This window comes from Mammaliicoccus sp. O-M54 (genome assembly GCF_022386035.1).
In the GTDB taxonomy this organism is placed as follows: domain Bacteria; phylum Bacillota; class Bacilli; order Staphylococcales; family Staphylococcaceae; genus Mammaliicoccus; species Mammaliicoccus sciuri_A.
This window is the reverse complement of record NZ_JAJNJE010000006.1, coordinates 85684-111262: the sequence shown is the minus strand read 5'-3', so window position 1 is coordinate 111262 and position 25579 is coordinate 85684. Positions and strand designations below refer to the sequence as shown.

Here is a 25579-nt window from a genome sequence, read left to right as displayed (position 1 = left end):
TTTCTTGTTAACTTAAGTATGGGTGGCCATAATTCCTAATTTATATAAATGGGGAGTTAAATGAAAATAGAACAATTAGGTATTAAAGAAGAACAATTATCATATTATAAGAATAATTTTAGTGATGAATTTAAAATTGGAAGAATATCTTTCGTCTCTAAAAATCATTTTAAAGTCATAACAACCACAAGTCAGTATAAAGCAGAAATTACACAAAAATTAGTTAATCAAAATTTGATACCTGCTATAGGAGACTGGGTTGTCGTTAATGAACTAGATGATTTTAAATTGATAATTGATATATTACCAAGAACTAGTGAGCTAAAACGGCAATCTAAAAAACATGAATCACTTGACCAATATATAGCAACGAATATTGATGAAGTGTTTATTGTAATGGGACTAGATGGCGACTTTAATTTAAACAGGTTAGAAAGATACGTGATTCAAATTAAAGAAAGTGGTGCATTACCTGTTATCATTTTGAATAAGATGGACACTGCTCACGATTATAAAGAAAAAGTTCAATTAGTTAGTAGAAGATTAAGTAATGTCCCAATTATCACAACTAGTGTGCTTGAAAATATTAATATGGATCAAATTACGAAAAGGTTCTATAAAGGTATGACAGCAACACTAGTAGGTTCGTCGGGTGTCGGAAAATCGAGTATAGCGAACTATTTAGTTGGCAAAGATATTTTAAAAACTCATTCAACAAGAGAAGACGACCAAAAAGGGAGACATACAACAACTCATAGAGGTTTGTATTTGATTCAGCCTAACGGTGTAATAATTGATACACCTGGAATGAGAAGCTTAGGTCTTTCAGTGGACCAAGATAATATAATAGACAGTTTTGAAGAAATTAAATTACTCTCACAAAACTGTAAGTTTAGTGATTGTACACATGAAACTGAACCTGGATGTAAAGTTCAAGAAGCTTTAAAAAATGGTGATTTAGATATAAGTCAATATAACAACTATTTAAAACTTAAAAAAGAAATTGCTTATAACAATTCGAAAGTATCTAAAAAAGCGGCTTCTGAAAAGAAAAATCAATGGAAATCATTAACTAAAATGAATAGAAATAAACCAAAATATTAAACGAACTAATAAACAGAATTCTTCAATAGAGGATTTCTGTTTTTTTATTATGTTATAGGTACAGTCATTTCACCAGCATTCGTTTGAATTAACTTTTGATATAAAGCCATAATCATCACTCCTAATGAGAGTTTAACATATAAAAATTTGATTGACTTTAGAATAGTAAATGATAATATAATAATTAAACAGATTAGTTTAGTCGGAATTAAGGGAGATGTTTTTATGAAGAGATACATATTTTTAGCTTTGACACTTATTTTATCAGTTGTGGTAGCAGCTTGTGGAAATAATGATGACAAAGAAAAGAAGGAAATTACTATTGCTACATCACCGGGACCTTATAGTGAATTATTCATAAAAGGTATTAAGCCTGAGTTAGAGAAGAAAGGTTATACTGTTAAAGATAAAGACTTCACAGAATTACTTCAAGCTGATGTTGCTTTGCAAGAAGGTAGTGTGGATGTTAACGTTGATCAACATAAAGCGTATATGGATACGTTTAATAAAGAAAGAGATGCTGATTTAACGAATATTACTAAAATACCAACTGTGCCTGCACAAATATTCTCTAATAAAAATAAAAATCTTAAAGGTATTAAAAAGGGAGATACAATAGCTATACCACAAGATCCATCAAATGCAGCTAGAGCGTATCGTTTATTAGAAAAAGCAGGATGGATTAAATTAAATGCAGATAAAAATGATATTAAAATCACGAAGAAAAATATTTCTGATAATCCAATGAATCTTAATATTAAAACGATGGATTCTGCAAATATTCCTAGAATTTTAGACGAAGTTGATTATGCAGTTATACCAGGTTCAATTGTTTACGCTTCGAAAGTTGATCCAGCTAAAGGACTTCTAAAAGAAGATTTAGTAGAAGATTTATATTTACAAGTTGTTGTAGATAGTAAAAATAAAGATGCTAAATGGGTTAAAGATATAAAAGAGGCATATCAATCAAAAGGATTTAAGAAAGTATTAGATAAAGAAAATAAAGATGATTATTGGAAAATACCAAAGCAATCATAATATAAATATAGAGACTAGGACATTACCTTATGTTCCAGTCTCTATATTTTTTACTTCTTTCTATTAGCTTTTTTGCGGTCGCCATTTCTACTTATAAATGCGGCTATTAAAAATAATATTGAAGCGAATGTAAATTGAATGCCTGAGTTGCCGCTTATTTGAATGCCTATTCCAATAATTAAGCAGATTATAGCTAAACCGACAAGAACTTTTGTAATTGTAGACATATGATTTGCTCCTTTGCTTCATTTATTATATCAATTATTTCTTTGTTATCCAAAAAGGGATGATTTTCTAAAATTAAATGATGAAATTTAGTGAACACACTTTTAATTTTCATAATTCTCGTCTAGTATAGAAGTATCATAACAATGAAAGAGGATGACTTTCTATGAACCCACTAGCATTAGAATTAAATGAACAACTGAAAAAAGAATATCCTGTTGTATTAGATATGCTTTCCGATTTAGGTAAATCTATTTATTATCCAAAGGGTATTTTATCACAATCTGGAGAAGCAAAAGGTACAAAGTATAATGCAACGATCGGTATGGCAACTACTGATGAAGGTATTATGTACACAGATGCTTTATATAATCAATTTGGTGACCAAGATCCAAGTGATATATTCCCATATGCACCGCCACAAGGTGATGAACGTTTACGTACATTATGGCAACAGAAAATTTTAAAAGACAACCCTGATTTAAGTGTCGATGATATTTCTAAACCAGTCGTAACAAATGCGTTAACACATGGTTTATCTTTAGCTGGAGATTTATTTGTAGATGCACAAGATACAATTTTATTACCTGAACATAACTGGGGTAACTATAAATTAGCTTTTGGTGTAAGACATAGTGCGAACATTGAAACTTATAAAGCTTTTGAAGAAGATGGTAGTTACACTTTAGAATATTTCAAACATGCTTTAGAACAATATAATAAAGAAAAAGTTGTTCTCGTGTTAAACTTCCCAAATAACCCAACTGGTTATACACCAGTAGTTGAAGAAGTTAAAGAAATGGTTGAAGCTATTAAACAATTAGCTGACAAAGGTACGCAAGTGATTACATTAGTTGATGATGCTTATTATGGATTGTTCTTTGAAGATGTTTATAAACAATCTGTCTTTACAGCATTAACAGCGTTAAATCATGAAAATATTATGCCGGTTAAAATTGATGGCGCAACTAAAGAATACTTCTCATGGGGCTTCCGTGTTGGTTTCTTAACATTTGGTAGTCAAAATGATGTTGTTAAAGATGTATTAGTTGCTAAATTAAAAGGTTTAATTAGAAGTAACTTATCAAGTTGTTCTTTACCTAGCCAAACTGCAATAATTCATGCAATGGAAGATCCTTCTTTCCAAGATCAAGTTGATCATAACGTGAATATTCTAAAAGAAAGATATGAAGTAACGAAAGAAGTCGCATATCGCGATGAATATAAATCATTATGGACGCCATATGCATTTAATTCAGGTTACTTTATGGCACTTAAAGTGTTAGATGTAGATCCTGAACAATTGAGATTACATTTAATTGATAAGTATAGTATTGGTATTATTGCTTTAAATAAAACTGATATTCGTATTGCATTTAGTTGTATTGAAAAATCTGATATAGAACATGTATTTGAATCTATTGCTAAAGGAATCAATGACTTAAAATAATAAAATCAAACAGAGTGTGTATATACAATTCATATACACACTCTGTTTTTTTATGTCTTAAAATATTGATTTATAAGCTTTTTAGTAAATGAGTTTGACAAATATGTATATAGTGTATATACTGTTTATACACAGTTAAAGAGAGGGAGGTTAAACATGAAGATTCTACTTCAAAATAATAGTAATCAGCCAATTTATGAACAGATTAAAGAACAAATCAAAGCACAAATATTACAAGGTAAAGTAGAACCGGGTGCTTCATTACCTTCTATGAGAGAGTTAGCAAGTGATTTAGGCGTCAGTTTAATAACAACTAAACGTGCTTATGTTGATTTAGAACAAGAGCAATTTGTCACGACGATAAGAGGGAAAGGTACTTTTGTAAAATCACAAGATCCCTCAATCATGAAAGAAAAACAATTTATTGTCATAGAGGATTTAGCAAGAGATTTAACTAAACAAGCAAAGTTAATCGGAATGGATGTTAAAGAACTCAATGAAATCGTTAATTTGATTTATGAGGAAGGTGAATAAAATGGACAATGCGATAGACGTTAAAAATCTAAATTTTAGTCATAAAAATCTTAAATTATCAGATGTTAACTTTGAAGTACGTAAAGGTTATGTAACAGGATTTATTGGTGCGAATGGTGCAGGTAAAACAACGATTATTCGTATTATTATGGGTCTACTTAAAGAACAAAGTGGAGATTTAAAAATACTTGGAGAATATTTAAGTGAGAACCCAGTTGATATTAAAAATAAAATCGGCTTTGTCTATTCTGAATTATATATGTATGAAAAATGGAATATTAAAACAATCGAGAAAGTCATCAGTAAATATTATAAACAATGGTCTCACGAAATATTTGAAGGTTATATTAAAGAATTCAAATTACCTTATAAACAAAAGATTAAGCAATTTTCAACAGGTATGAAAATGAAATTGTCATTAGCAATCGCATTAAGTCACCATGCTGAACTCTACATTCTAGATGAACCAACTGCAGGACTTGATCCAGTCGTACGTAACGAAGTGCTTGAAATTTTACAAAGAGAATTAATAGATGAAGAAAAAACAATCTTTTTCTCTACACATATTATTTCAGATTTAGAGAAAATTGCTGATTATATCGTTTATTTAAAAAATGGATCCATTGTTATTAATGAAAGTGTAGAAGATTTAACAGATGGTTATCGAATTATTAAAGGAGACCAATCTATACTTGATGATGAATTAAGGTCGTTATTAATCAGTGTGAAAGAAACGAATACAGGTTTCTCAGGATTAACTAGACAAAGTTCAGTATTTGTTGAGTTATTTGGAAATGAAGTAGTCGTTGAAACGCCATCAATAGAGGATATCATGGTAAGAATTGAGAAAGATCAATTCGATAAGGAAGTGGTATAAATGAAAGCTGTTTTCTACCGAAACTTTCAATATGAGAAAGGGTATTACTTACTTTATTTAATTTGTTTCGGATTAGTATTGTTAACGAAATTTACTGTGTCTTTTCAAAGTATAGAACTCATGAATGTATTAGCGGTATATTTTGTCGCAGTCGTTTCAGTTCACAGTATTAATCACGCAATATTTTTAAATAAACAAAGTAGTCAAATCTTTTATATGAGTTTACCAATTTCTAAAGTTGATATTGTAAGAGGGCATTATTTATATAACTTATTAGTAACAGGTATTTCATTTATCATGATTATGTTCTTAGCATTCGTAAAACAAGACACAATATTTATTCAAGCTGGGTTATTTATTGTAGCAACGAACTTATTTACTTTAAGCATCGTTTATCCAACATTTGCACATTTGAATATTAATCAATTCGGTGCTTGGATATTAGTTGCTATGTATGGGATATTTACAATGTTTTACTTTGGTATATATTCGAATCGAACTCGCCAATTTGCTGAAGTTTTAGGTTGGAAAATATTTTTATACTATACACCAGCAATCATATTGTTAATCGTTGCAATCATATGGTCGATTCAGTTTAGCAGAGCTATCAAACAAGCGAAACAAGATCAAATTACGGTTTATGGAGGTATAAAATGAAGGCAATCTTATATAGAAACTTAATTTTATCAAAATCATACCTATATTTAATGTTAGTTACAGCATTGTTATTACCATTAATAGTCGTATTACCTCTTAATGGCTTTATTAAAATAGGTATATTAGGAATAATCGTTGTTATGATCCATATTGTGTTCTTAGTACCAATGTATTTTCTATTTAATAAAATCAATAAAAATCATTCTGAATATACATTTTTAAGTTTACCTGTTAAGCAATCAACAGTAATTAATGCTCATTATTTAACAGGATTAATATTTATTTTATTCACACAATTACTACTTGGTTTATGTACGATTGTAGCATTTTTAATACAAGAACCAGGCATGAAAATTTCATATGATCTTTCAGGCATGTGTTTAAGCATTGCAGGGAATTTGTTGACGATTAGTTTAATCTTGCCATTTGCTGAGTATAAAAGATTAATCAAAATCCCTATTATATTTTGGATGATTATAGTCGGTGCAATTGTACCAAATTCAATTCAGTTTATAGATTATGTGCTTAAATTCTTCTCAGTACAATCGCATATATTCAAGACACACGACATGTCTATATTCTTAGGCTGTTCCATCATTTTATTTATCGTGAGTTATATCATTTCAATTATTAAAGCACGAAAGCATGCAATTACAATTTAAAGGAGAGGTGAATAATCGTGAAATTAAATAATATACAAAAGTATTATGGTAAGCAACATATCCTTAAAAATATTGACTTTGATTTTGGGGATAGCCAAATTGTCGGATTAATAGGTAAAAATGGTGTAGGTAAAACAACATTAATGAAAATTATGAACCAGAATATTATGAAGTATGAAGGGAATTTTAACAAAGAAAATAGTGACAAAGTGGGTTATTTAATAGAAAATCCTAAATTATATTTAAATAAAACTGGCTATTATAATTTAAACTTCTTTAGAAATGTATTGGGGACTAATGTTGATGATGATTATATCAATATGTTAATCGAGTCATTTGGCATTAAGCCTTATATCAACAAAAAAGTAAAAAAATATTCAATGGGTATGAAACAGAAGTTATCTATTGCAGTTGCACTTATGAATAAACCACAATATTTGATTTTAGATGAACCGACAAACGGGATGGATCCAGACGGTTCGATTGATGTCTTAAAAACATTAGAAAAAGTAAGTAAAGATTTGAATATTAAAGTACTCATTTCAAGTCATAAGTTAGAAGATATTGAATTAATATGCGATAGAACAGTATTTATGAAAGATGGTGCAATCGTTGAAGATTACGATATGAAAGCCCAATCTAAAGACGTGACCAAATTTATTTTTGACCATTCAAACTATAATGAAGCACTTAATCTTCTTACGATGAATTACAAAGTAGTAACAAGTAATAAACAAGAATCGATTATTTCAGTAGAAGCGCTAGAAAATTATCAAGACGTGTTAAAAGCGTTAAGCGCTAAAAATATTTATCCTAAGTTTATTCAAAATAATAAAACGACTTTAAGAGATCAATACTTTAATATTAACAAAGGAGTTGAAGTATCATGAATATCGCCCAACATGTAAAATATGATTTAACGAGAATATTTAAAAGTCCATTAGGCTATTTAGGATTTCTTATTTCATTGTTTCCAGGAATAGCCATCATGATTTCTGTTAAAACATTAGATGGACCATTTGATGCACAAGTTGTATTGGCTATGTTCTTTGTATTTGGAGGACTCGTATTATTAATGTTCTCTATTAGAACGATAGTACGTGATATGCAGTATGGTACGATTCAGTTGTTTTTAAATTCTAAAACAAATAGAGTGAAGTATTTATATGGCAAGTTACTATCTATCATTGGCATTGTTATTATATTTACGATTTTAGGTACGCTATTTACATTATTAGCATCAACTATAATTGATGCAGGCGAATTAAGTGTTTCGGACTATTTCAAAATGTTTGGTGAATTTCTACTTATCATGCTATTTTACGGAACATTATTAAATATCCTTAATTTATTAACTGGTAAATCAGCAGTTGTTTATACTACTGCCATCATATTAATATTATTTTTACCTAACATCTTTGATGCATTGATTTTTATTCCTGAAATAGGGGAAGATTTATCAAAAATGATGAAATATAATCCTTTAGACTTTTTACCTAAAATATTGAATCAAGGTTTACTAACAATGAAAGTTTCACAAATATGGATAACTGTAGCATGTATTGCTGTATTCACAGGTATCAATCATTACATGATAAGAAATAAGAATATTTAATGGTTTATCCCTCATTTCTATGTTAAATTTAAATTATTAGACATAAGAATGAGGGATATTTTTGGGTAAAAAATTTATTAAACATTATATCATTATTGGTATAATATGTATTGTTGCAAGTTTCTTTTTCCACGGCACACCAAGCTCATTAATGATTGGAGCTGGACTAGGATTTTTCCTAACAGCCGTATTAGCGAAATTTGAAAAAGAAGATAAAGTTGATGAACATCCAGATAAATTAAAAAATAAAAATGAAAAAAAGTAGCTACTACATCTTGTGGTAGTTACTTTTTATGAAATTAAGGGGGTGAATCTATGTTACGTAGTTTACTATTCAAAAAGCTCGAACAAAAAGAACAAGATATGATTAAGCATTATCAATATTTACATCAATATCCTGAACCGTCATTTAATGAAGTGAAGACATCACAATATATAGAAGCATTTTATGAAAATAAAGACGTTGTAATACATAATCGTATTGGTGGTAATTACGGACTGATTGTAGAGATTGAAGGCAGTTTACCGGGAAGAACAATTGCATTACGAGCAGACTTTGATGCTTTAAATATTACTGAAGATACGGGATTACCATTTAGTTCTAAAAATAAAGGTTGGATGCATGCTTGCGGGCATGATGCACATACTGCATATTTGTTAATACTTGCGGAATGTTTGATTGAACTTAAAGCGCATTTACCAGGTAAGATTATGATTATCCATCAACATGCAGAAGAGTTAGCACCAGGTGGCGCAATTGACATGATGCAGTCTGGATATTTAAATGGTGTGGATGAAATCTATGGTATTCATTTATTCCCAGATTATACACCTGATGTTATTTCATATAGGAAAGGTCCTACAATGGGTGGTCGATCATTATTTCACCTTAAAGTTAAAGGAAAAGGTGGTCATGGATCAAGTCCACACCTTGCGAATGATGCAATTATGGCAGCAAGTACTTTCGTAACGAATGTTCAAACCGTTGTATCGAGAAGGTTGAATCCATTTGATATGGGTGTTGTTACGATTAGTTCATTCAATGGTTTAGGATCATTAAATGTTATCCAAGATAGTGTTGAATTAGCTGGTGATGTAAGATATATGGAAAGTCGTATAGGTCATCAAATCCATGTTGAAATCGAGCAGTTAATTAAAGGATTAGAAGATACTTTTAATATTCAATGTGAGTTTAAATATGAATTAGATTGTATTCCACTAGTCAATCACTATAAACAAACAGATTATTTAATAGATATTTTGGCAACGAGTCAAGGTGATTATTTTGAATCCTTAAAAGAACATGAACAATTAACGAGTTCTGAAGACTTTGCGATATATCTTGAAAAAATACCAGGTACATTTTTCTTTGTCGGATGTAAACCATATGGAATTGAAAAAGCGCACTTTAACCATAGTCCGAAATTTGTGGTAAATGAAGATGCTTTATTAACGGCGAGTAAAGCATTAGGGGAAGTTGTATTAAACAGATTATCAATAGAATAGCGTTATATTTATGAGAGTTTAGGATAAAAAAATATCCTGAACTCTTTTTTTGTATTTTAAAAAATAAGCAGTAACCGTTTACAAATAATTCGAAAACGTTTACAATAACTTGTATACAAGTATACGAAGTTTGGAGGTATTTTATGAAACATCATTATCATTATCCAAGCGAATGGTTGAAGCATCGTTCAACGGGAGAGCAAGTAGCGAGTGAACTTAGGCTAGCAATTATAAGTAAGATTATAGAAGAAGGCGATAAGTTAAGTGAAAATAAAATTGCTCAACAATTTGAAGTGAGTCGATCACCAGTAAGAGATGCACTTAAACTCCTGCAACAAGATGGTCTAATATCATTAGAACGTATGGGAGCAGTTGTTATGGGGTTATCTAAAGCAAACCAAAAAGAAATATATGACATTAGGTTGATGTTAGAGTCATTTGTATTTGAAAGATTACTAGTTGAAAATAATGAAGAAGTGATTAAACAGCTGAATAAAATATTAAAAATGATGACTGTAGCTGTTGAATTTGAAGATGCAGATGAATTCACGAGATTGGATTTACTATTTCATGAATCAATGATCACTGCTATTCACCATCAATACATTGAAATGATATGGCACAATTTAACGCCAGTTATGGAATGTTTAGTTTTAATTTCGATGAGAAAAAGAATGCAAAATGAACCAGAAGATTTTAAAAGAGTGATACACAACCATAAAGTATATATTGAAGCGATTGAAAATAAAGATAGAAATAAAATGAAAGAAGCATTTCATTTAAATTTCGATGACGTTGATGAACAAATTGATGTCTTGTGGAATTCTCAAACTAATATAGATAGAAAGTAGGATTTTGTAATGAAATATATGATTGGTGTAGATATTGGTACAACGAGTACTAAAGCTGTTATTTATGATAGCGAAGGGAACTTTTTGAAAAAACATAATATAGAATATCCAATGACGACCCATGAAATCGGCGTTGCAGAAGAAAGTCCTGCAGAAATATTCGACGCTGTACTATTTACAGTAAAAAAAGTGATTAGAGAAGTTGGCGCTAAGCCAGAAGAAATCAAATTATTAAGTTTCAGTAGTGCGATGCACAGCTTGATAGCAATGGATAAAAATAATCAGCCATTAACGGAATGTATTACTTGGGCAGATAATAGAGCAAGTGAATACGCAGATAAGATAAATAATGAACATAACGGATTAGAAATATATAAAAGAACGGGTACACCCATTCATCCAATGTCTCCATTATCAAAAATTTATTGGTTAAAACATGAACATGCCGATATATTCAAGAACACTGAGAAATGGATAGATATTAAGACTTATGTATTCTATCAATTATTTGAAACATACGTTATGGATCACTCAATTGGTTCAGCGACAGGTATGATGAATTTGAATACATTAAATTGGGATAAAGATGTCTTGAACTTGCTTGAAATTAGTGAAGCGCAATTACCAGAATTAGTGTCAACAACACATATTATGAAGCAAGTTAAAAAGAATTATGCTGATATTATGGGTATCAATGAAGATACACCGATTGTAATCGGCGCTTCAGATGGCGTATTGTCCAATTTAGGTGTTAATAGTTATCGTGAAGGAGAAGTAGCCGTAACGATTGGAACGAGCGGTGCTATTAGAACAATTATTGATAAACCAAAGACTGATGATAAAGGAAGAATATTCTGTTACGTATTAACAGAAGATCATTATTGTATCGGTGGACCAGTGAATAACGGTGGTGTTGTTCTAAGATGGTTAAGAGATGAATTGTTAGCAAGTGAAGTTGAAACAGCTAAAAGACTCGGCGTTGATTCATATGATGTTTTAACTAAGATTGCAAGTAGAGTAAAACCTGGGGCAAATGGTTTGTTATTCCATCCATATTTAGCCGGTGAAAGGGCACCGCTTTGGAATGCAAATGCAAGAGGTAGTTACTTTGGTTTGACACTGTCTCATAAAAAAGAACATATGATACGTGCTGCGTTAGAAGGCGTTCTACTTAATTTATATACAGTATATCTTGCTTTAATAGAAGTGATGGATAAAGCGCCTGAACAAATTAAAGCAACAGGTGGATTTGCTAAGAGTGAAGTATGGCGCCAAATGATGGCAGATATATTTGATACTTCTGTTGAGGTACCAGAAAGTTACGAAAGTTCATGTTTAGGTGCTTGCATATTAGGATTAAAAGCTATTGGGGAAATAGAGGATTTTGAAGTTTTAAACAAAATGGTCGGTAAAACATATCAACATGAACCTAATCAAGAGAATGTCGATATTTACCAATCGTTAATTCCGATATATATCAATTTAAGTCGTAAATTAAATGAAGAATACGATTTAATTTCAGAATTTCAATCAACACATTCATAAGGAGATGTTTATATGTTTTCAGATATTGCACCATTATTAATTGTAGCACTTGCAATTGTTATATTATTAGGTTTAATTATGTGGTTAAAACTTAACACATTTGTATCTCTGATTATCACAGCTATGTTAACAGGTATTATGCTCGGTATGCCACTAAGCAAAGTCATCGGTACAATTGAAACAGGTATGGGATCTACACTCGGTCACATTGCTTTAATATTTGGTCTCGGTGCTATGTTAGGTAAGTTATTAGCAGACGGGGGCGGTGCAACTAGAATTGCACATACATTGATTGATAAATTTGGTCAAAAACGTATTCAATGGGCAGTTGTAACAGCATCATTTATTATTGGTATAGCTTTATTCTTCGAAGTAGGGTTAGTATTATTAATTCCGATTGTCTTTACAATTGCTAAAGAGTCTAAAGTTTCAACATTATACTTAGGTATTCCAATGACAGCTGCATTATCTGTTACACATGGATTTTTACCACCTCATCCAGGTCCAGTCATGATCGCTAAAGAATTTGGTGCAGATATTGGTCAAGTATTACTATTCGGCTTTATTGTTGCAATACCAGTAACAATTATTGCAGGTCCTATTTTTACAAGATTTGCGAAAAAAGCAATTCCAGAAGCATTTACTAAGTCAGGTGACTTAGCTTCATTAGGTAAACAAAAAACATTCAATATTGATGAAACACCTAGCTTCGGAATTTCTGCTTTAACAGCTTTATTACCAGTATTCATAATGCTTATTTCTACTATTGTAGATTTATTAACAGGTTCACCAGAAAACCCACAAGGTATTTTAGGATTTATTAGTTTTATTGGTGAAGCGGGTACTGCAATGTTAATTTCAGTATTATTCGCTATTTATTCAATGGGTCTTAAACGAGGATATAAAGTTACAGAAGTGATGGATACCTTAACAAATGCCATTTATCCAATTGGTATGATGCTCTTAATCATCGGTGGCGGTGGTGCATTTAAGCAAATATTAATTGATGGCGGCGTAGGTAAAACAGTTGAGTCACTATTTACAGATACTGCAATGTCTCCAATATTATTAGCTTGGATCGTTGCAGCAGTACTAAGACTAGCATTAGGTTCTGCAACAGTTGCTGCGATATCAACAGTTGGTATTGTTATGCCATTATTAGAATCATCAGATGCTAATTTAGCATTAGTTGTATTAGCAACTGGTGCTGGTAGTGTAATCGCGTCACACGTGAATGATGCAGGTTTCTGGATGTTTAAAGAATATTTCGGTTTAACGATGAAAGAAACATTCTTATCATGGACGCTTCTTGAAACAGTTATCTCAGTTTCAGGTATTATCTTTATACTATTTATAAGTCTATTTGTATAATTTATTTAAATATGAATATAAAAACCTCCAAATCTGTAAATAATCAGATTTGGAGGTTTTGTTATGTGTTTTTATTTGATGTTTACTGTGCTTGCATTTCTTTAATTCTTTTAATATCTACTCTGATTAAGAATGAAATCGCTAAAGCTACTACAAAGAATGCTGCGAAAATATATAATGTTGCCATGTAACTTTGTGTAACTTCTCTGACAGTTGCTGATATAAAAGGTCCAACTAATCCAGCTGCTGCCCACGCAGTTAATATATAGCCATGTATGGCACCGAGTTGTTTCGTACCAAATATATCACCGATATAAGCGGGGATAGAAGAGAAACCACCGCCATAACAAGAGATAATGATGAACAGAATAATTTGAAATAGCATTGGATTATCAACGATTGGTAACCATAAGAATAATGCGATTTGTATGACAAAGAAAATTGTATAGACATTTGTTCTGCCAATAAAATCAGATATACTTGCCCAAATGAGGCGACCAAGACCATTAAACACTCCTATAATTCCAACCATTGTGGCAGCTTGAGCAGGTGTTAAGTTTACAATTTCTTGTGCCATTGGACTTGCGACAGATAAAATCGCTATACCACAAGTAACATTAATAAAGAGCATTAACCATAAATAATAAAACCTTTTAGTTCTAACGGCCTCATTAGCAGACATTTGAACTAAGTCTGGTTTTTTCTTTTTATCTTTTTGAGGATTAAAACTATTAGGTCTATAATATTCCGGTGGTCTTTCTAAATATAAACTAGAGATCAGCATGATAATACAATACACGACTGCTAAAATGATAAAAGTGGAGACAAGATTAAAATGTGTAATGAGAAATTCTATAACTGGACTGGCGATCATTGATGCGAATCCAAATCCCATAATGGCTAATCCTGTAGCCATACCACGCTTATCGGGGAACCATTTTACTAATGTAGATACAGGTGCAATATAACCAATACCAAGTCCAATACCTGATAATACACCATATCCTAAGTAAAGTAAGGGTAAGCTCTCAACGGAAATCGCATAACTAGAAAGTAACAATCCTGAGATGAAAAATATCGTAGAAACAAGTCCAGATAAACGTGGACCAAATTTCTCAACGAAATGCCCCATAAAAGCTGCAGAAAGTCCTAAAAACAATATTGCAATACTAAATATTCTAGATACTTCACTTAAAGTAAAGCCTAAATCATTTTGAATATGTTTCGTGAAAACACTCCATGAATAAACAGATCCTATTGAAATATGTATTCCAACAGCTGCAACAGCAATGAGCCACCTGTTTTTGATTTTCTTGTTCATCATATTCCCCCTATAGTAATTGTGTCCAATTGATGTCATTATAGCTAAATTCAGAATATTCAGCAATCAAAATTTTGAAAAAAGTGACATTATTGAATAGTTAGGCAGCATGAATGCATGTTGATTTCATCGCCTTTTTAACAGTTAGGCATTCCTAACTGTTAAAAAAATAGTTGTAAAATACACTTAAGAAATGAAATATTTGAGTTAAGAATGAATCAACAAAAATTCCTATCTCACTGATATACTTTAGTCATAGATAACACAACACGAAGCACAATCCATTCAATTCCTCAAAACTATTTCGTATATGTTTTTTTCATGATTGTAAATGACTTTGTGTAGAACGTGTTTTGATAGTTATCTGTAATTGTAACGTTGAAATGGATCATAAAATGATTCAAGATATTTTTATAAAGTTTCCCGGCTTTATAAAAATACATGTTTCCTTAATTAATAACCCTTCCCCGAAAAGCGCTCGTTAATTCCCGGACGAGCGCTTTTCACTTGCCAATTTTTATATGTTAACTTTAATAACATGAATTTTCAGTTTTTATTGATTTGAAGTATAGTTATATTAGTAGCCATGGGGATGGCGAGAAATTCTCCTAAGTGAATAGGGGCATTCATACATAAATAAGGCTCGGACTAAATGTCCGAGCCTTTATACGTTTAATTATGAAATTGAACTAACGATTGATTCGTATACGTCATCCCAAAATTCTGTTTTATTTTGATAAGTTTCATGGATGCTATGATGTACTTCTTTTTCTTTTTCAGCATATGTTGGATCGTCTTTACTTGGTAAATCTTTGCGAATATTTTCTACAAATTTTTGGACGCTGATTGCTCTTGGTCCCCAAACATGTTCTTGTTCATGTTTGTCATTTAAAAATACAAAAATAGGTATAGAGCGAGCAGTACCATTTGTTAAGTATTGATCAATTAAATTTGTATCTTCATCACGATGGAAAGCTTTCACTTCTATATTAGCGTAATCAGCAATGTTTAATAGAACAGGTATGTTCATCATTGCATCTCCACACCAATCTTCAGTAATCACAAGTACTTTATAATTTTTATCTTTAATTTTATCTAATCGTTCATCATTTTTAGGTAATTGGAAAGATTGATAAATATCGAGTAATTGCTCTTTATTTGTTGTCATCTCATTAACATATTCTTTAATGGGTTGTGCCTGTTCATAGTATGTAGCTAACTTTGTCATTGTAAAAATCCCCCTTTGATATACTTAATATTATAACAATTCTGAAATATTTCGCAAAGTACAATACTTTAAAATGAATAATTAATCTACAGCATTATCGATTATTGTAAATGTCTTATTATCGACATCTAATTCAGCTTGTGCACCGTATGGAATAATGCATTTTGGTTCATTATGTCCAAAACTAGCATTATAGAAAACAGGCATATCTTCTTGATGCCACTCTTTTAACATTTTAACCCAGACTTCTTTATATTCTTCATAATATACATCGTCTTGTGGTCTTCCGATAATAACGCCATTAATTCTATCAAAAATACCCATAGAACCAAATGCACGAACATAATCTTCCATTAACCAAGGTGGGGCATGAACTTCAGCAGTCTCAATGAAAAGAATAGCACCATCAAAGACGTCTTTATTAGGGAACACGTCAGTAGCTTTTAAGGAATGGAATAATTCCATACAACCGCCAATAAGATGTCCAGTAGCTTTGCCAGAACCATTTAGAATTTCATATCCGTTATTGTCAAAAGATTCCCGGTTAATATTTTTATTCTTTTCATCCCACTGTAAACCGTATTTTCTAATTTGTGGTGAAGTAGGTACATTACCGACAATTCCATTTTGGAACCACGTTTGATTGATCGATTGAACAGTGTAGTCATCCATCTGAACATTTTCTGCAAAATCAGTTAATAACAATGGTCCGTAAAAGCTAGAAACACCTGCTTGATAAAACATGAAATGAAGTGCAGTCGTGTCTGAATAACCACTGAAAATTTTAGGGTTATCCTTAATAATATTTAAATCTATGTATGGCCACAATCGAACAGAATCGTCTCCGCCTAATGTACAGATAATAGCTTTAACTTCTGGGTCTTGAAGTGCTTGATGTAAATCTTCTACTCGTTTTTCTGGATGGTTATACGTGAAGTCAGCTCCTTTTAATGCGTGTGGCATGACTTTGACATTTAATCCGAACTCATCCTTTAATCTTTGTATACCAACTTCAGTTCTCCATAATATGTCTTTTTCGCCAGCTAATCCTGAAGAAGGCGAGACAATTGCTACAGTATCGCCTTTAGAAAGCTTACTCGGTTTTATTAATTCTTTCACATCATTACCCCCTTATTTGTATATTGAAATTAGTATAGCATACGGGTATAACTTGAAATCAAATAATTCAAATGATAATATAAGTTTGTTTGTAAAAAGAATGGTAAAATAATGAATAATGTAAGGTTAACTTCAGAATATAAGGGGTATTTCTATGGATAAAATAACCTTCCTTAATTACCTTGAGGATGAATTATCTCGACTGCCTAAAGTAGAACGAGATAAAATAATGTACGAATATGAAACGAAATTTTTTGAATCAGAAGATGAACAAAGTTTAATACAAGAACTTGGTGAACCTAAAGCAATCGCCAAGAAAATATATGCAACAAGTGCCATTCATGATGCAGAGTTATCACCCAATTTTAAGAATGTATTTCAAGCAATTTTGGCCACATTAGGATTGAGCTTTTTTAATATAATTTTTATAATTATTCCATTTCTTATCATTGCCTTTGTACTACTCATCGTAGTTGTAATTGGCGCTTTAATGATGTTAGGTCCTATCGTTAGTGTGATTAATGTATTTGTTCATGGTTTTTATTGGGTTGATATTACAAATATCATTTTTTCAATCTCTTTCTTAGGATTAGGACTGATGTTGTTAATAGCAGGGCTTAAATTAATAGAAGTGAGTTATAAAGGCATCTTAAAATATTTAAGATGGTGTGTGAAACTCGTTAAGGGGCGTGCTGAATCATGAAGAAGTTATTTTTATCTGGTCTAGGCATCTTCTTAATTTTTGGCATTTTAGGAACGATACTTTGGTTTACGGTTAATAATAAATATGAAAAGCAAGAAACGTATGAAAAAGTATATAAAAACAATCAAATAGAACAAGTTATCGTGAACGGGCAAAATACAAATGTTGAAGTTAAGAAAGGGAAATATTTAAGTATTAAATATAATGGTAATCAAGACGTAAATGCGAGCATAGAAAATAATTTATTGCATTTTACGGAGAGAAAAAATAAATACAAATTTAATGCTAATTTTATTCCATTTAGAAAGACGGTCAATCACTTAGTGATCACATTACCACCTAAAAATTATGAATCATTTAACATTACAACGAATACTGGAAACATTTCAGTTCGTGATGCTAAAAGCAACAATAGTAATATGATTACGGATACAGGTGACATAGTTTATCATAATGTGAACTTAAAACATGCTAAAGCGATGACTGATTTAGGTAGTGTTAAAGTTAAACATTCAGATTTAACGGAATTCACAGGCGAAATTAAAACGGGTAATATATCTGTAGATAAAAGTAGTCTCGTTAATAGTGAAATGATTACATCATTAGGTAATATTAATATTAGACAACTGAAAAATGAATGCGATATTAAATCTTCAACAGAAGATGGGGATATTTCAATTTCTTATATGAATCCACCTAAGAATACTTTATTACAACTTCAATCTGAATCTGGCAATACAAAAATTGAAAATAAAGCATTTAATGGTGAAAAAGTAGGCAAAGGTAAACACGTTATTGAAAGTTATACAGATAACGGAGATATTTATATAAAATAATATGAAAATAGGCTGAGACTTCTAAGTCTCAGCCTATTTTCATTCACTCACTAGCAAATAGAATGTCTGAATCAATCTGACCTGTTATTGTAGGGAGGGTAATGGATTTACCATCTAACCATTCTTTGAAATCAAATGTATGTATGGTGCCATTTTCACCAAGAGCAATTTTCATTTTTAATTGGCTAGGTATATATGCTGATGTATGTATCGTACCTGACCAACTTTTGAATAACTTGCTGTAAATTTCATATTGAGGATCATTAAAATATCGAAAAGCATCTTCTAAAGACATTTGGTCATTTGTGATTTGGTCAATTCGATTATATCTTTCGACAGACTCTTTAATATAATTTCGATTCTCATGACTTAATATTTCAAAATGATTAGTACATAAATTGTTTTGTTTAGTCACAACTTCTCTTGGTGTCGCTTCTACAGTAATTCTCTTGTTTGTTTTATCCATTAAAATATAGCTAAATGAACTGCGATGAGGAATTTCATTTAATAGTCTAACAGCATCATCGACATCTTTACATGTTTCTAAGATCAGTCTTCCAATCATATAGCATACAAATCCATCGCCAGGTTTTTTACGATGCATAAAATTATAGCCCATCGCTAAACCATGTTCATTCATGCCATCCATTCTGCCAGTTACTCTGGAAGTAGGGCCGATTTGTGCATATCCACCATCTGTAGGTTGAAATAGACTAAATCTACCATCATATGTAGCTGGACTATAATCATAGTTTCTAACCATATAATCTTCTCCTAAGAAAATAGAACAACCACTATCTTTAGCATAAACTCTATAATGACCATAGTTTAACAAGATTGTTTCTAACGGGAATTTTAATGTATCTTGAATACCCATCAGTTCGTCCCAAATTTTTGGTGCGAATTTTTGATATATATTTTTTGTTTCATCTATATTAATATCGAAGCGGGGTCTTCTAATTCGCCATTCTTTTTCTCTATTTTGCAACATTTTAGTAGACTTTAACCATTCTGCTTGGGCAACACCATAATCATAATGGTTACCTCTAAACTCTAATGTTTGCATCTTAACATTTTGCACATTATCACTCCTCTTATATTTATTTTGATTGAACTTATGAACTTTGTCACGTAAATCCTCTCATATAATTGGAAATATGATGTTAAAGAGATTGTAATAATCGCTTAACCTATGTAATTTATTACCATGTTATATTTGAATTACCAATTATCTCACAGATTATGTGAGAAGGGGGTATGTAAAATGTGGAATCAAGGATATATTTACGTAAAGAAAATATGGCAAGAATGGTATAGAAGATAATCTATTAAATGACGCTTATAGAACAGCTAGAATATATATTTTTGAAATAAAGGAGCAAGAGACGATATAATGTCTCTTGCTCCTAAATTTTTATATTTGATCTGTTGATGTTCTATAAGATTGCGCTTTATTAGTCTTTTTAGTTTGATTAGACCATATAATAGCAATTGTAGGTCCGGTGATTAAGTGGATAAAGCTGAATATTGCACCTGGAACAGCGGATAGGGGATTGAAATGTGCTGTTGCGAGTGACACAGCTAGTCCGGAATTTTGCATACCAACCTCTATAGAAATTGCTCGTTTATCTGGTCTGTTAAGTTTGAATAATTTAGCTAATAAGTATCCGATTGTTAAACCACTGACATTATGCAATAAGACAACGCCGAACATAATAAGACCAGTTTCAATGATTTGTGTTTTATTACCTGCGACTACGCTTGCAAGAATAAGTGAAATAGATACTACTGAAATAATCGGTAATATATCAATAGATTTTTCAGCTACTGGTTTAAAGAATCTTTGGACGATGAAACCTAAAATAATTGGAATCAATACAACTTGAACAACTGAAATAAACATTGAAGCAAATGATACTTGTAACCATTCTCTTGCAAATAAATATATTAAACTAGGTGTTACTATAGGTGCTAATAGTGTAGAAACAGTTGTGATAGAAACGGATAACGCAGTATTTGCTTTAGCTAAATAGCTAATAACATTTGATGCAGTTCCACCAGGACAACAACCTACTAAAATAACGCCTAATGCTACGTCAGGACTTAAATTAAGCCCTTTAGCGATTAAATATGCAGTGACAGGCATTACGGTATATTGAAGAATAACACCAATTAATACGCTTTTGGGTGATTTAAATACTTCTTTAAAATCATTTGTAGAGATAGTCATGCCCATTCCAAACATTACAATTCCTAATAAATAAGGAATGTAAGGTGCTATTTGAGCAATAGCATTTGGAAAGCTAAAGCCTAATATTGCTGCCAAAAGCATCCAAAATACAAATGTTTTATTGATAAACTGACTGAACTTCTTAATATTACTCATATATACACCTTCCAATTAAATAATAATCAGAATATTAACAATAATACAAAAATTTTTCAATACTTTATTTGAATTAATTATTCATTTCACTTATTAATGATGAAATGATACATATATTAAGTGAAATTATACTAAAATATCTATATATCGATAATATCTCGCTTGGAAAAGGATAATATCTTTTATGTATTTTAAATATTATGTTATGATGAAAGAGGTAGAAAATGATGAATGAGGTGACTTCAATGGATTGTATTAAAGGGATATTCAAATTCTTTTTCATCTTAATTGCTATAACAACAGTTGCTGTTGGGGCAGTTATTGCTGTCTTAGCATTTGTGTTTAAAAAAGACTTTGAAGAATTAGAACAAAAAACAAAAGAAATTGTATCTGAAATCGAATCTAATAATTAAAATAAAGGAGCAATCACAATATTTCTGTGATTGCTCCCTTTTTTATATTTAAAAATTAGGAGGGTTTATATTTGCGATATGAGCGTAATGTTTTAATATCCCCAAGACTAGAAAATGACAAATGTCATCAATTAAAAGCTTTATCTCATAATCTCAAAGTACCAAGCGAAGATGAATTATATGCCATACTTGAAAGCATTGAATATGACCAACCATTTTTAAAATCGATTACAATTGGAACGAGTAATGAAAAAGAGATGATAAATACAGCATTTCATTTAAAAGCAATCATAGAGTATTTGTGGTACGAACGAAAAAAATCTGAAGTATATGTTAATATCGTCATTTGGAAGAATCATGTTGGTTCTTCTAAAAAATATGTTGATAAATTTATGAAGTATGAACCAGATGCGTGGATAATATTAGGATCTCATATAGGTTTCTGCAATTTGTTAAAAAGATTATATAGATTTGAAAATTGGGATGCTAATCGAACATATTGTTCAAATGCGTTATTGTCCCAAACGATGTTTCAAATAGTAGGTGAAAAGTATTTCGAACATATTAAAAGTATCAATCATCTCGGTAAACCAATTATAATCGAAGATGGTAAAATCATTTCAAAATTCAACGCTATTGTTTAGACCGCTTCTTTTTGAATATAAAAAATAGAATTGATGAAATACATATGAGTAATGCACTTATTAAATAATTCAAAAAATGTTTTGAACTTTGACCAGTTTCAGGAAGCTTTGATGTTTCTGATTTGGTCTTTTTTTCTTTATGAGTGTGATCGTTAGTAAGTTTATTAGGGTTTGGAATTAAAGAGTCTTTAATGACTGAGATTTGGTATGTCTGATTTTGACTTGGCGTATGATTAGAATTCGGATTATCAGTAATTTGACTTTGACTTTGTTGTCCTTGATCTATTTGAGTAGGTTGATTTGTATTTTGTTCAAAAGTTGAAGTAGTCTTGTCGTCAGAATTAAATGTATAATATTTATCCTCTCCTAGTGAAATCGTTGAGTGGCTATCTACGCCGTTAATCTTCACATTAAATTTAGTAGACTTAGTAAATGTATTGGGTATATTGATAGTAGTAGTACCGTTCTGATCTGTTACGCCAGATAGTTCTTGATTATCTGCAATGAGTTTAACTTCGACATTATTTAAAGGGTGATAGGTCTTTGAAAGTACATTAATTGAAATGGATTGATTATTTGTATTTGTTATATTGCGTTGGATATTGCTAGAAGAAGTTAATCTATATAACTTATTAGGTTCAACAGTAAAAGTTTGATTATTTGAAGTGGTTAAAGTGTAATGAGGCTTAATATTCTTATTAGGAATTTCTATAAATGCTAAACCGTCAGATTTAGTTGTTAATGATTTAACTTCTTGATCTAACTGTAATTGAAAAGTTTCATTAGATATCGGGGTATTATCAGAAGCATAAAATTGAAAGCCAATAGGTGTCATATCAGTATTAGCGTGTGCAATTCGTGACGTATTGAATGAAGTAGCGACCATACATACAATACTAAATAAAAAGATTGGGAAAGGTTTCATATTGACCTCCTTTCATCTTATTAATGGTTAGATGATCATCTGATATCATTATGCCATAAACTCAAGTGATATGCTACTATTATTTTATACTTTTTATATAAAATTTTTAATACAACTAAAATCTTCCTATATATATGTCATTCAAAATTTTTGTGAATGGACGTTTGAATCTTTTTGCAAGTGATAAAATAAAAGAGTAAAATATAATCAGAACGAGCATAATCTAAAAGGGGATGTCTTATATGAAATGTGCAAGTTGTAATCAAGAAATGGTAGATGATCTTCGTACGAATGTTCCAGGCACTCTAGTTGATGTTAGATTAATAAAAGAAGAAGAAAATGAAGATATTTTAAACAAAGCAATTGCAATACCGAAAGCAGCAGTATGTTTACAATGCGGCGAAGTGAAATATTACATAGAAGATATTGAATCATTTAGAAATGCTATTAACCATGAATAAAAAAGAAAATCATTAATAAAAAACAGCGTACATTTGAAAAAAATCATGTACGCTGTTTTGTTTATATTTTTTTAATATTTCGTACAGATGCATAGCAATGCTCACCATTACTAAAATATACTGCACGATCTTTTGTGTTAATAGTATCAACATTATTACGATTAATGACATAACTGTTATGACATCTGAAGAAGCGGTCATCTAAATTAGATAAATCTTTTAAACTGCCATAGAACTCAATTTGTCTATTGTCTAGATGAGCAATTAGTCTATGTGATTTTGATGATGACTCAAAGAACATAACGTCATCATATTGAACATATACAGAATTGCTACCTCTCGTTAATTCTATCTTTTCAACGTTTGTATTTTTTGAAAGCATACCTAACCTTATGTATGCAGTGTCTAAACAATCTAACACTCTTGTCTTCAATTGATCAGGATCATCTTTAAAAATAAAATCCATCGCAGCAACTTTATAAACAAATGTTAAATAAGTCAGTTCACTGTGACTCGTGACAAAAACAATATTACCAATAGGGTCATACTTACGTATTTCACTTGCTAATGTAATACCATTAATATCAGCATCTAATTGAATATCTAAAAAATAACAGCCTATATCATTTGAAGATTTAACGTGCTCCAACAATTCATACGGATCACGAGTTGCAAGTTCAATAGTCATTTCTTTTTCTTCAATCATAATATAATTATTGATAATCGTCTGCATGCGCTCTAATTGTTTCGGGTCATCTTCACAAATGATGATTTTCATTGAATCACTTCCTCATTGCTATCATTTAAAATTTCAAGCTTTTGAATAAAGTATTGATTATTAATAAAAGTATCTAAGAAAACATGGTCTGTCTTCTCAGTGATTTCTTTCAACGTAGTTAACCCTATACCACGCTTACGACCTTTAGTAGAATAATGATTTTCAAATAGTTTATGTACCTTAGGCGTATCTTTAGAACATTTATTCATGAATACAAGTAAAATCGATTCCTCATTTTTAATAAATGCAATTTGAATCGTTGGATTATCAACAAACTCAGAAGCCTCAATTGCATTATCCATAATGATGCCAATACATCTACTTAATTCAACAATGTTCATATTTATATGATCAATCTGTTCAGTAATCTCAACACTAATATTGATATTCTGTTCTTGAGATTGAATAATTTTCGTCGTTAATAAACCCTTAATTTCTCTAACATGTAAATTTTGAAGACCATTAATTTTTATCGCATTTAATTTCATATCATCATGAAGATGTGCAATATTTTGGTCAAAGTAAGTTCTCAAACCATCCATATCATCTTCTCTAATATATTCAGATAACGTCGCTAAAATATTTACATAATCATGACGAAACTTACGCATCTCATTATTAATCTGCTCAATCTGCAACGTATACTTATAATACTGATTGATTTCTTTCTTCGTACGCTGCAAAGCCATCTCTCTAATAACCGTGAAAGAAATTAAAATAATAAAAATAGCCGCAACACATACATAAATCACATAAAATAAAGTTTGGAATTCAAATTCTTTTTCAGTATTGTAAGACTTTGGCATGTACACATAGAACACCGTAAAAGAAAGACCTAAAAATGCTGCTAGCAATAGTAGGTAGATACGGTTGTTATATAAATAGCTTAACTTAAGCCTATTCATTAATTGTCTTATTATAATCGCTATTGATACTGAGATTATAAAATGAAAGACAAAATAAAATACATGTGTTGATATTGCAGAAGGTTCTATATTAAAGATGAGTCTAATTAATAAGGATGATAAATAATCTGAAACTACTGAAATGATTATGACCAGTAATGTATTTATAATCCCAAATATTCTAAATTTAAAGTAGAAAAAGACTCCCAAAAAAGTTATAACAAATATTATAGATGCTACACCAACTATAAAATATAAAGCAAGAGAAGGGATCATGTACCCTAATAATAGGATGACATAATCCCTTTTTGAATATCGATAGTTTTGAGTTAGTGCTAATAAAACTACAAATAATGATGTTTGAAACAAACCATATATAATAGTCTCTGTAATTGATAATTGTGCCATATACTTACACTTCCCAA

28 protein-coding genes are annotated in these 25579 nt (G+C 30.7%); 19 read left to right on the top strand and 9 right to left on the bottom strand.

Annotated features, from left to right (window positions below; genetic code table 11):
* The first annotated feature begins 60 nt into the window (after window positions 1-60).
* Together rsgA and LQ673_RS11175 are read left to right on the top strand one after the other, a co-directional pair.
* Window positions 61-1104 (top strand): ribosome small subunit-dependent GTPase A, encoded by a 1044-nt coding sequence (gene rsgA / locus LQ673_RS11180; RefSeq protein WP_191836628.1) that lies wholly within the window; start codon window positions 61-63, stop codon window positions 1102-1104.
* Between the two features lie 225 nt (window positions 1105-1329).
* Window positions 1330-2142 carry a MetQ/NlpA family ABC transporter substrate-binding protein gene (locus LQ673_RS11175; protein WP_107577452.1) on the top strand — a complete coding sequence of 271 codons (813 nt, stop codon included), beginning with the start codon at window positions 1330-1332 and terminating at the stop codon, window positions 2140-2142.
* 50 nt (window positions 2143-2192) lie between these two features.
* Here LQ673_RS11175 and LQ673_RS11170 read toward each other — a convergent pair whose 3' ends face one another.
* Window positions 2193-2369 carry a hypothetical protein gene (locus tag LQ673_RS11170; RefSeq protein ID WP_037589573.1) on the bottom strand — a complete coding sequence of 59 codons (177 nt, stop codon included), beginning with the start codon at window positions 2367-2369 and terminating at the stop codon, window positions 2193-2195.
* A gap of 164 nt (window positions 2370-2533) precedes the next feature.
* Here LQ673_RS11170 and LQ673_RS11165 point away from each other — a divergent pair, with 164 nt between their 5' ends.
* The 12 genes from LQ673_RS11165 (at window position 2534) to LQ673_RS11110 (ending at window position 13435) form a co-directional block, all read left to right on the top strand.
* Window positions 2534-3817 carry an aminotransferase class I/II-fold pyridoxal phosphate-dependent enzyme gene (locus tag LQ673_RS11165; protein ID WP_191836627.1) on the top strand — a complete coding sequence of 428 codons (1284 nt, stop codon included), beginning with the start codon at window positions 2534-2536 and terminating at the stop codon, window positions 3815-3817.
* Window positions 3818-3973: 156 nt separating this feature from the next.
* A complete protein-coding gene (gene pmtR, locus LQ673_RS11160; protein ID WP_025905075.1) occupies window positions 3974-4351 on the top strand; it encodes a PSM export ABC transporter transcriptional regulator PmtR in 378 nt (125 codons plus the stop codon).
* A gap of 1 nt (window position 4352) precedes the next feature.
* On the top strand, window positions 4353-5228 hold the full coding sequence (gene pmtA, locus LQ673_RS11155; protein WP_239705791.1) for a phenol-soluble modulin export ABC transporter ATP-binding protein PmtA: 876 nt from the start codon (window positions 4353-4355) through the stop codon (window positions 5226-5228).
* The gene (locus LQ673_RS11150) at window positions 5229-5885 is read left to right on the top strand and encodes an ABC-2 transporter permease (protein ID WP_191836625.1); all 657 of its coding nucleotides are present in this window, start codon (window positions 5229-5231) and stop codon (window positions 5883-5885) included.
* Window positions 5882-6547 (top strand): phenol-soluble modulin export ABC transporter permease subunit PmtB, encoded by a 666-nt coding sequence (gene pmtB / locus LQ673_RS11145; RefSeq protein ID WP_191836624.1) that lies wholly within the window; start codon window positions 5882-5884, stop codon window positions 6545-6547. The genes LQ673_RS11150 and pmtB overlap by 4 nt, the downstream gene beginning before the upstream one ends.
* A gap of 17 nt (window positions 6548-6564) precedes the next feature.
* Entirely contained in the window at window positions 6565-7437 is an 873-nt protein-coding gene (pmtC, locus tag LQ673_RS11140; protein WP_191836623.1) for a phenol-soluble modulin export ABC transporter ATP-binding protein PmtC, read from the top strand.
* Complete coding sequence (locus LQ673_RS11135) at window positions 7434-8162, top strand: ABC transporter permease subunit (protein WP_191836622.1); 729 nt, start codon at window positions 7434-7436, stop codon at window positions 8160-8162. The genes pmtC and LQ673_RS11135 overlap by 4 nt, the downstream gene beginning before the upstream one ends.
* Window positions 8163-8223: 61 nt before the next feature.
* On the top strand, window positions 8224-8427 hold the full coding sequence (locus LQ673_RS11130) for a hypothetical protein (protein WP_037589565.1): 204 nt from the start codon (window positions 8224-8226) through the stop codon (window positions 8425-8427).
* Window positions 8428-8477: 50 nt separating this feature from the next.
* A complete protein-coding gene (locus tag LQ673_RS11125; RefSeq protein ID WP_191836621.1) occupies window positions 8478-9668 on the top strand; it encodes an amidohydrolase in 1191 nt (396 codons plus the stop codon).
* A gap of 143 nt (window positions 9669-9811) precedes the next feature.
* Window positions 9812-10519, top strand: a complete 708-nt coding sequence (locus tag LQ673_RS11120) for a GntR family transcriptional regulator (RefSeq protein ID WP_037589561.1) — start codon at window positions 9812-9814, stop codon at window positions 10517-10519.
* Between the two features lie 9 nt (window positions 10520-10528).
* Complete coding sequence (gene gntK / locus LQ673_RS11115) at window positions 10529-12064, top strand: gluconokinase (RefSeq protein ID WP_191836620.1); 1536 nt, start codon at window positions 10529-10531, stop codon at window positions 12062-12064.
* A gap of 12 nt (window positions 12065-12076) precedes the next feature.
* Window positions 12077-13435 carry a gluconate:H+ symporter gene (locus LQ673_RS11110; RefSeq protein ID WP_191836619.1) on the top strand — a complete coding sequence of 453 codons (1359 nt, stop codon included), beginning with the start codon at window positions 12077-12079 and terminating at the stop codon, window positions 13433-13435.
* An 82-nt stretch (window positions 13436-13517) separates the two neighbouring features.
* Here the strand turns inward: LQ673_RS11110 and LQ673_RS11105 are convergent, their stop codons facing one another.
* The 3 genes from LQ673_RS11105 to LQ673_RS11095 all read right to left on the bottom strand — a co-directional run bounded on the left by LQ673_RS11105 (window position 13518) and on the right by LQ673_RS11095 (window position 17103).
* Complete coding sequence (locus LQ673_RS11105) at window positions 13518-14756, bottom strand: L-lactate MFS transporter (protein WP_126477670.1); 1239 nt, start codon at window positions 14754-14756, stop codon at window positions 13518-13520.
* A 676-nt stretch (window positions 14757-15432) separates the two neighbouring features.
* Entirely contained in the window at window positions 15433-15984 is a 552-nt protein-coding gene (locus LQ673_RS11100) for a thioredoxin family protein (protein WP_025905087.1), read from the bottom strand.
* A gap of 81 nt (window positions 15985-16065) precedes the next feature.
* A complete protein-coding gene (locus LQ673_RS11095; protein WP_037589554.1) occupies window positions 16066-17103 on the bottom strand; it encodes a S66 family peptidase in 1038 nt (345 codons plus the stop codon).
* Between the two features lie 154 nt (window positions 17104-17257).
* On the opposite strand from LQ673_RS11095, the gene LQ673_RS11090 reads away from it, so the two are divergent.
* Window positions 17258-17806 carry an HAAS signaling domain-containing protein gene (locus LQ673_RS11090; protein ID WP_159315373.1) on the top strand — a complete coding sequence of 183 codons (549 nt, stop codon included), beginning with the start codon at window positions 17258-17260 and terminating at the stop codon, window positions 17804-17806.
* The gene (locus LQ673_RS11085) at window positions 17803-18642 is read left to right on the top strand and encodes a DUF4097 family beta strand repeat-containing protein (RefSeq protein WP_159315372.1); all 840 of its coding nucleotides are present in this window, start codon (window positions 17803-17805) and stop codon (window positions 18640-18642) included. The genes LQ673_RS11090 and LQ673_RS11085 overlap by 4 nt, the downstream gene beginning before the upstream one ends.
* Window positions 18643-18685: 43 nt before the next feature.
* On the opposite strand, the gene LQ673_RS11080 is transcribed toward LQ673_RS11085, so the two are convergent.
* Entirely contained in the window at window positions 18686-19723 is a 1038-nt protein-coding gene (locus LQ673_RS11080; RefSeq protein WP_037589549.1) for a C45 family autoproteolytic acyltransferase/hydrolase, read from the bottom strand.
* Window positions 19724-20056: 333 nt separating this feature from the next.
* Window positions 20057-21028: a bile acid:sodium symporter family protein gene (locus LQ673_RS11075; protein WP_191836618.1), complete on the bottom strand. Its 972-nt coding sequence runs from the start codon at window positions 21026-21028 to the stop codon at window positions 20057-20059.
* A gap of 224 nt (window positions 21029-21252) precedes the next feature.
* Between LQ673_RS11075 and LQ673_RS11070 the strand changes: the two genes are divergently transcribed.
* Window positions 21253-21441, top strand: a complete 189-nt coding sequence (locus LQ673_RS11070; RefSeq protein ID WP_204171219.1) for a hypothetical protein — start codon at window positions 21253-21255, stop codon at window positions 21439-21441.
* Window positions 21442-21512: 71 nt separating this feature from the next.
* Window positions 21513-22085, top strand: coding sequence for a hypothetical protein (locus LQ673_RS11065; RefSeq protein WP_191836616.1), 573 nt, complete (start codon window positions 21513-21515; stop codon window positions 22083-22085).
* Here the strand turns inward: LQ673_RS11065 and LQ673_RS11060 are convergent.
* The gene (locus tag LQ673_RS11060; RefSeq protein WP_191836615.1) at window positions 22075-23010 is read right to left on the bottom strand and encodes an LPXTG cell wall anchor domain-containing protein; all 936 of its coding nucleotides are present in this window, start codon (window positions 23008-23010) and stop codon (window positions 22075-22077) included. The two genes, LQ673_RS11065 and LQ673_RS11060, sit on opposite strands and share 11 nt — an antisense overlap.
* 242 nt (window positions 23011-23252) lie before the next feature.
* Here LQ673_RS11060 and LQ673_RS11055 point away from each other — a divergent pair, with 242 nt between their 5' ends.
* Window positions 23253-23471 (top strand): hypothetical protein, encoded by a 219-nt coding sequence (locus LQ673_RS11055; RefSeq protein ID WP_025905095.1) that lies wholly within the window; start codon window positions 23253-23255, stop codon window positions 23469-23471.
* A 61-nt stretch (window positions 23472-23532) separates the two neighbouring features.
* Here LQ673_RS11055 and agrA read toward each other — a convergent pair whose 3' ends face one another.
* Together agrA and agrC are read right to left on the bottom strand one after the other, a co-directional pair.
* Window positions 23533-24249 carry a quorum-sensing response regulator AgrA gene (agrA, locus tag LQ673_RS11050; protein WP_103360855.1) on the bottom strand — a complete coding sequence of 239 codons (717 nt, stop codon included), beginning with the start codon at window positions 24247-24249 and terminating at the stop codon, window positions 23533-23535.
* Window positions 24246-25562: a quorum-sensing sensor histidine kinase AgrC gene (agrC, locus tag LQ673_RS14880; RefSeq protein ID WP_107596810.1), complete on the bottom strand. Its 1317-nt coding sequence runs from the start codon at window positions 25560-25562 to the stop codon at window positions 24246-24248. The genes agrA and agrC overlap by 4 nt, the downstream gene beginning before the upstream one ends.
* Between the last annotated feature and the right edge of the window lie 17 nt (window positions 25563-25579).

Excerpts from the sequence above, each read along its gene's own strand:
- rsgA (WP_191836628.1), top strand. The coding sequence starts at position 61 with ATGAAAATAGAACAATTAGGTATTAAAGAAGAACAATTATCATATTAT.
- LQ673_RS11175 (WP_107577452.1), top strand. The coding sequence starts at position 1,330 with ATGAAGAGATACATATTTTTAGCTTTGACACTTATTTTATCAGTTGTG.
- LQ673_RS11170 (WP_037589573.1), bottom strand. The coding sequence starts at position 2,369 with ATGTCTACAATTACAAAAGTTCTTGTCGGTTTAGCTATAATCTGCTTA.
- LQ673_RS11165 (WP_191836627.1), top strand. The coding sequence starts at position 2,534 with ATGAACCCACTAGCATTAGAATTAAATGAACAACTGAAAAAAGAATAT.
- pmtR (WP_025905075.1), top strand. The coding sequence starts at position 3,974 with ATGAAGATTCTACTTCAAAATAATAGTAATCAGCCAATTTATGAACAG.
- pmtA (WP_239705791.1), top strand. The coding sequence starts at position 4,353 with ATGGACAATGCGATAGACGTTAAAAATCTAAATTTTAGTCATAAAAAT.
- LQ673_RS11150 (WP_191836625.1), top strand. The coding sequence starts at position 5,229 with ATGAAAGCTGTTTTCTACCGAAACTTTCAATATGAGAAAGGGTATTAC.
- pmtB (WP_191836624.1), top strand. The coding sequence starts at position 5,882 with ATGAAGGCAATCTTATATAGAAACTTAATTTTATCAAAATCATACCTA.
- LQ673_RS11135 (WP_191836622.1), top strand. The coding sequence starts at position 7,434 with ATGAATATCGCCCAACATGTAAAATATGATTTAACGAGAATATTTAAA.
- LQ673_RS11125 (WP_191836621.1), top strand. The coding sequence starts at position 8,478 with ATGTTACGTAGTTTACTATTCAAAAAGCTCGAACAAAAAGAACAAGAT.
- LQ673_RS11120 (WP_037589561.1), top strand. The coding sequence starts at position 9,812 with ATGAAACATCATTATCATTATCCAAGCGAATGGTTGAAGCATCGTTCA.
- gntK (WP_191836620.1), top strand. The coding sequence starts at position 10,529 with ATGAAATATATGATTGGTGTAGATATTGGTACAACGAGTACTAAAGCT.
- LQ673_RS11110 (WP_191836619.1), top strand. The coding sequence starts at position 12,077 with ATGTTTTCAGATATTGCACCATTATTAATTGTAGCACTTGCAATTGTT.
- LQ673_RS11105 (WP_126477670.1), bottom strand. The coding sequence starts at position 14,756 with ATGAACAAGAAAATCAAAAACAGGTGGCTCATTGCTGTTGCAGCTGTT.
- LQ673_RS11100 (WP_025905087.1), bottom strand. The coding sequence starts at position 15,984 with ATGACAAAGTTAGCTACATACTATGAACAGGCACAACCCATTAAAGAA.
- LQ673_RS11090 (WP_159315373.1), top strand. The coding sequence starts at position 17,258 with ATGGATAAAATAACCTTCCTTAATTACCTTGAGGATGAATTATCTCGA.
- LQ673_RS11085 (WP_159315372.1), top strand. The coding sequence starts at position 17,803 with ATGAAGAAGTTATTTTTATCTGGTCTAGGCATCTTCTTAATTTTTGGC.
- LQ673_RS11075 (WP_191836618.1), bottom strand. The coding sequence starts at position 21,028 with ATGAGTAATATTAAGAAGTTCAGTCAGTTTATCAATAAAACATTTGTA.
- LQ673_RS11070 (WP_204171219.1), top strand. The coding sequence starts at position 21,253 with ATGATGAATGAGGTGACTTCAATGGATTGTATTAAAGGGATATTCAAA.
- LQ673_RS11060 (WP_191836615.1), bottom strand. The coding sequence starts at position 23,010 with ATGAAACCTTTCCCAATCTTTTTATTTAGTATTGTATGTATGGTCGCT.
- LQ673_RS11055 (WP_025905095.1), top strand. The coding sequence starts at position 23,253 with ATGAAATGTGCAAGTTGTAATCAAGAAATGGTAGATGATCTTCGTACG.
- agrA (WP_103360855.1), bottom strand. The coding sequence starts at position 24,249 with ATGAAAATCATCATTTGTGAAGATGACCCGAAACAATTAGAGCGCATG.
- agrC (WP_107596810.1), bottom strand. The coding sequence starts at position 25,562 with ATGGCACAATTATCAATTACAGAGACTATTATATATGGTTTGTTTCAA.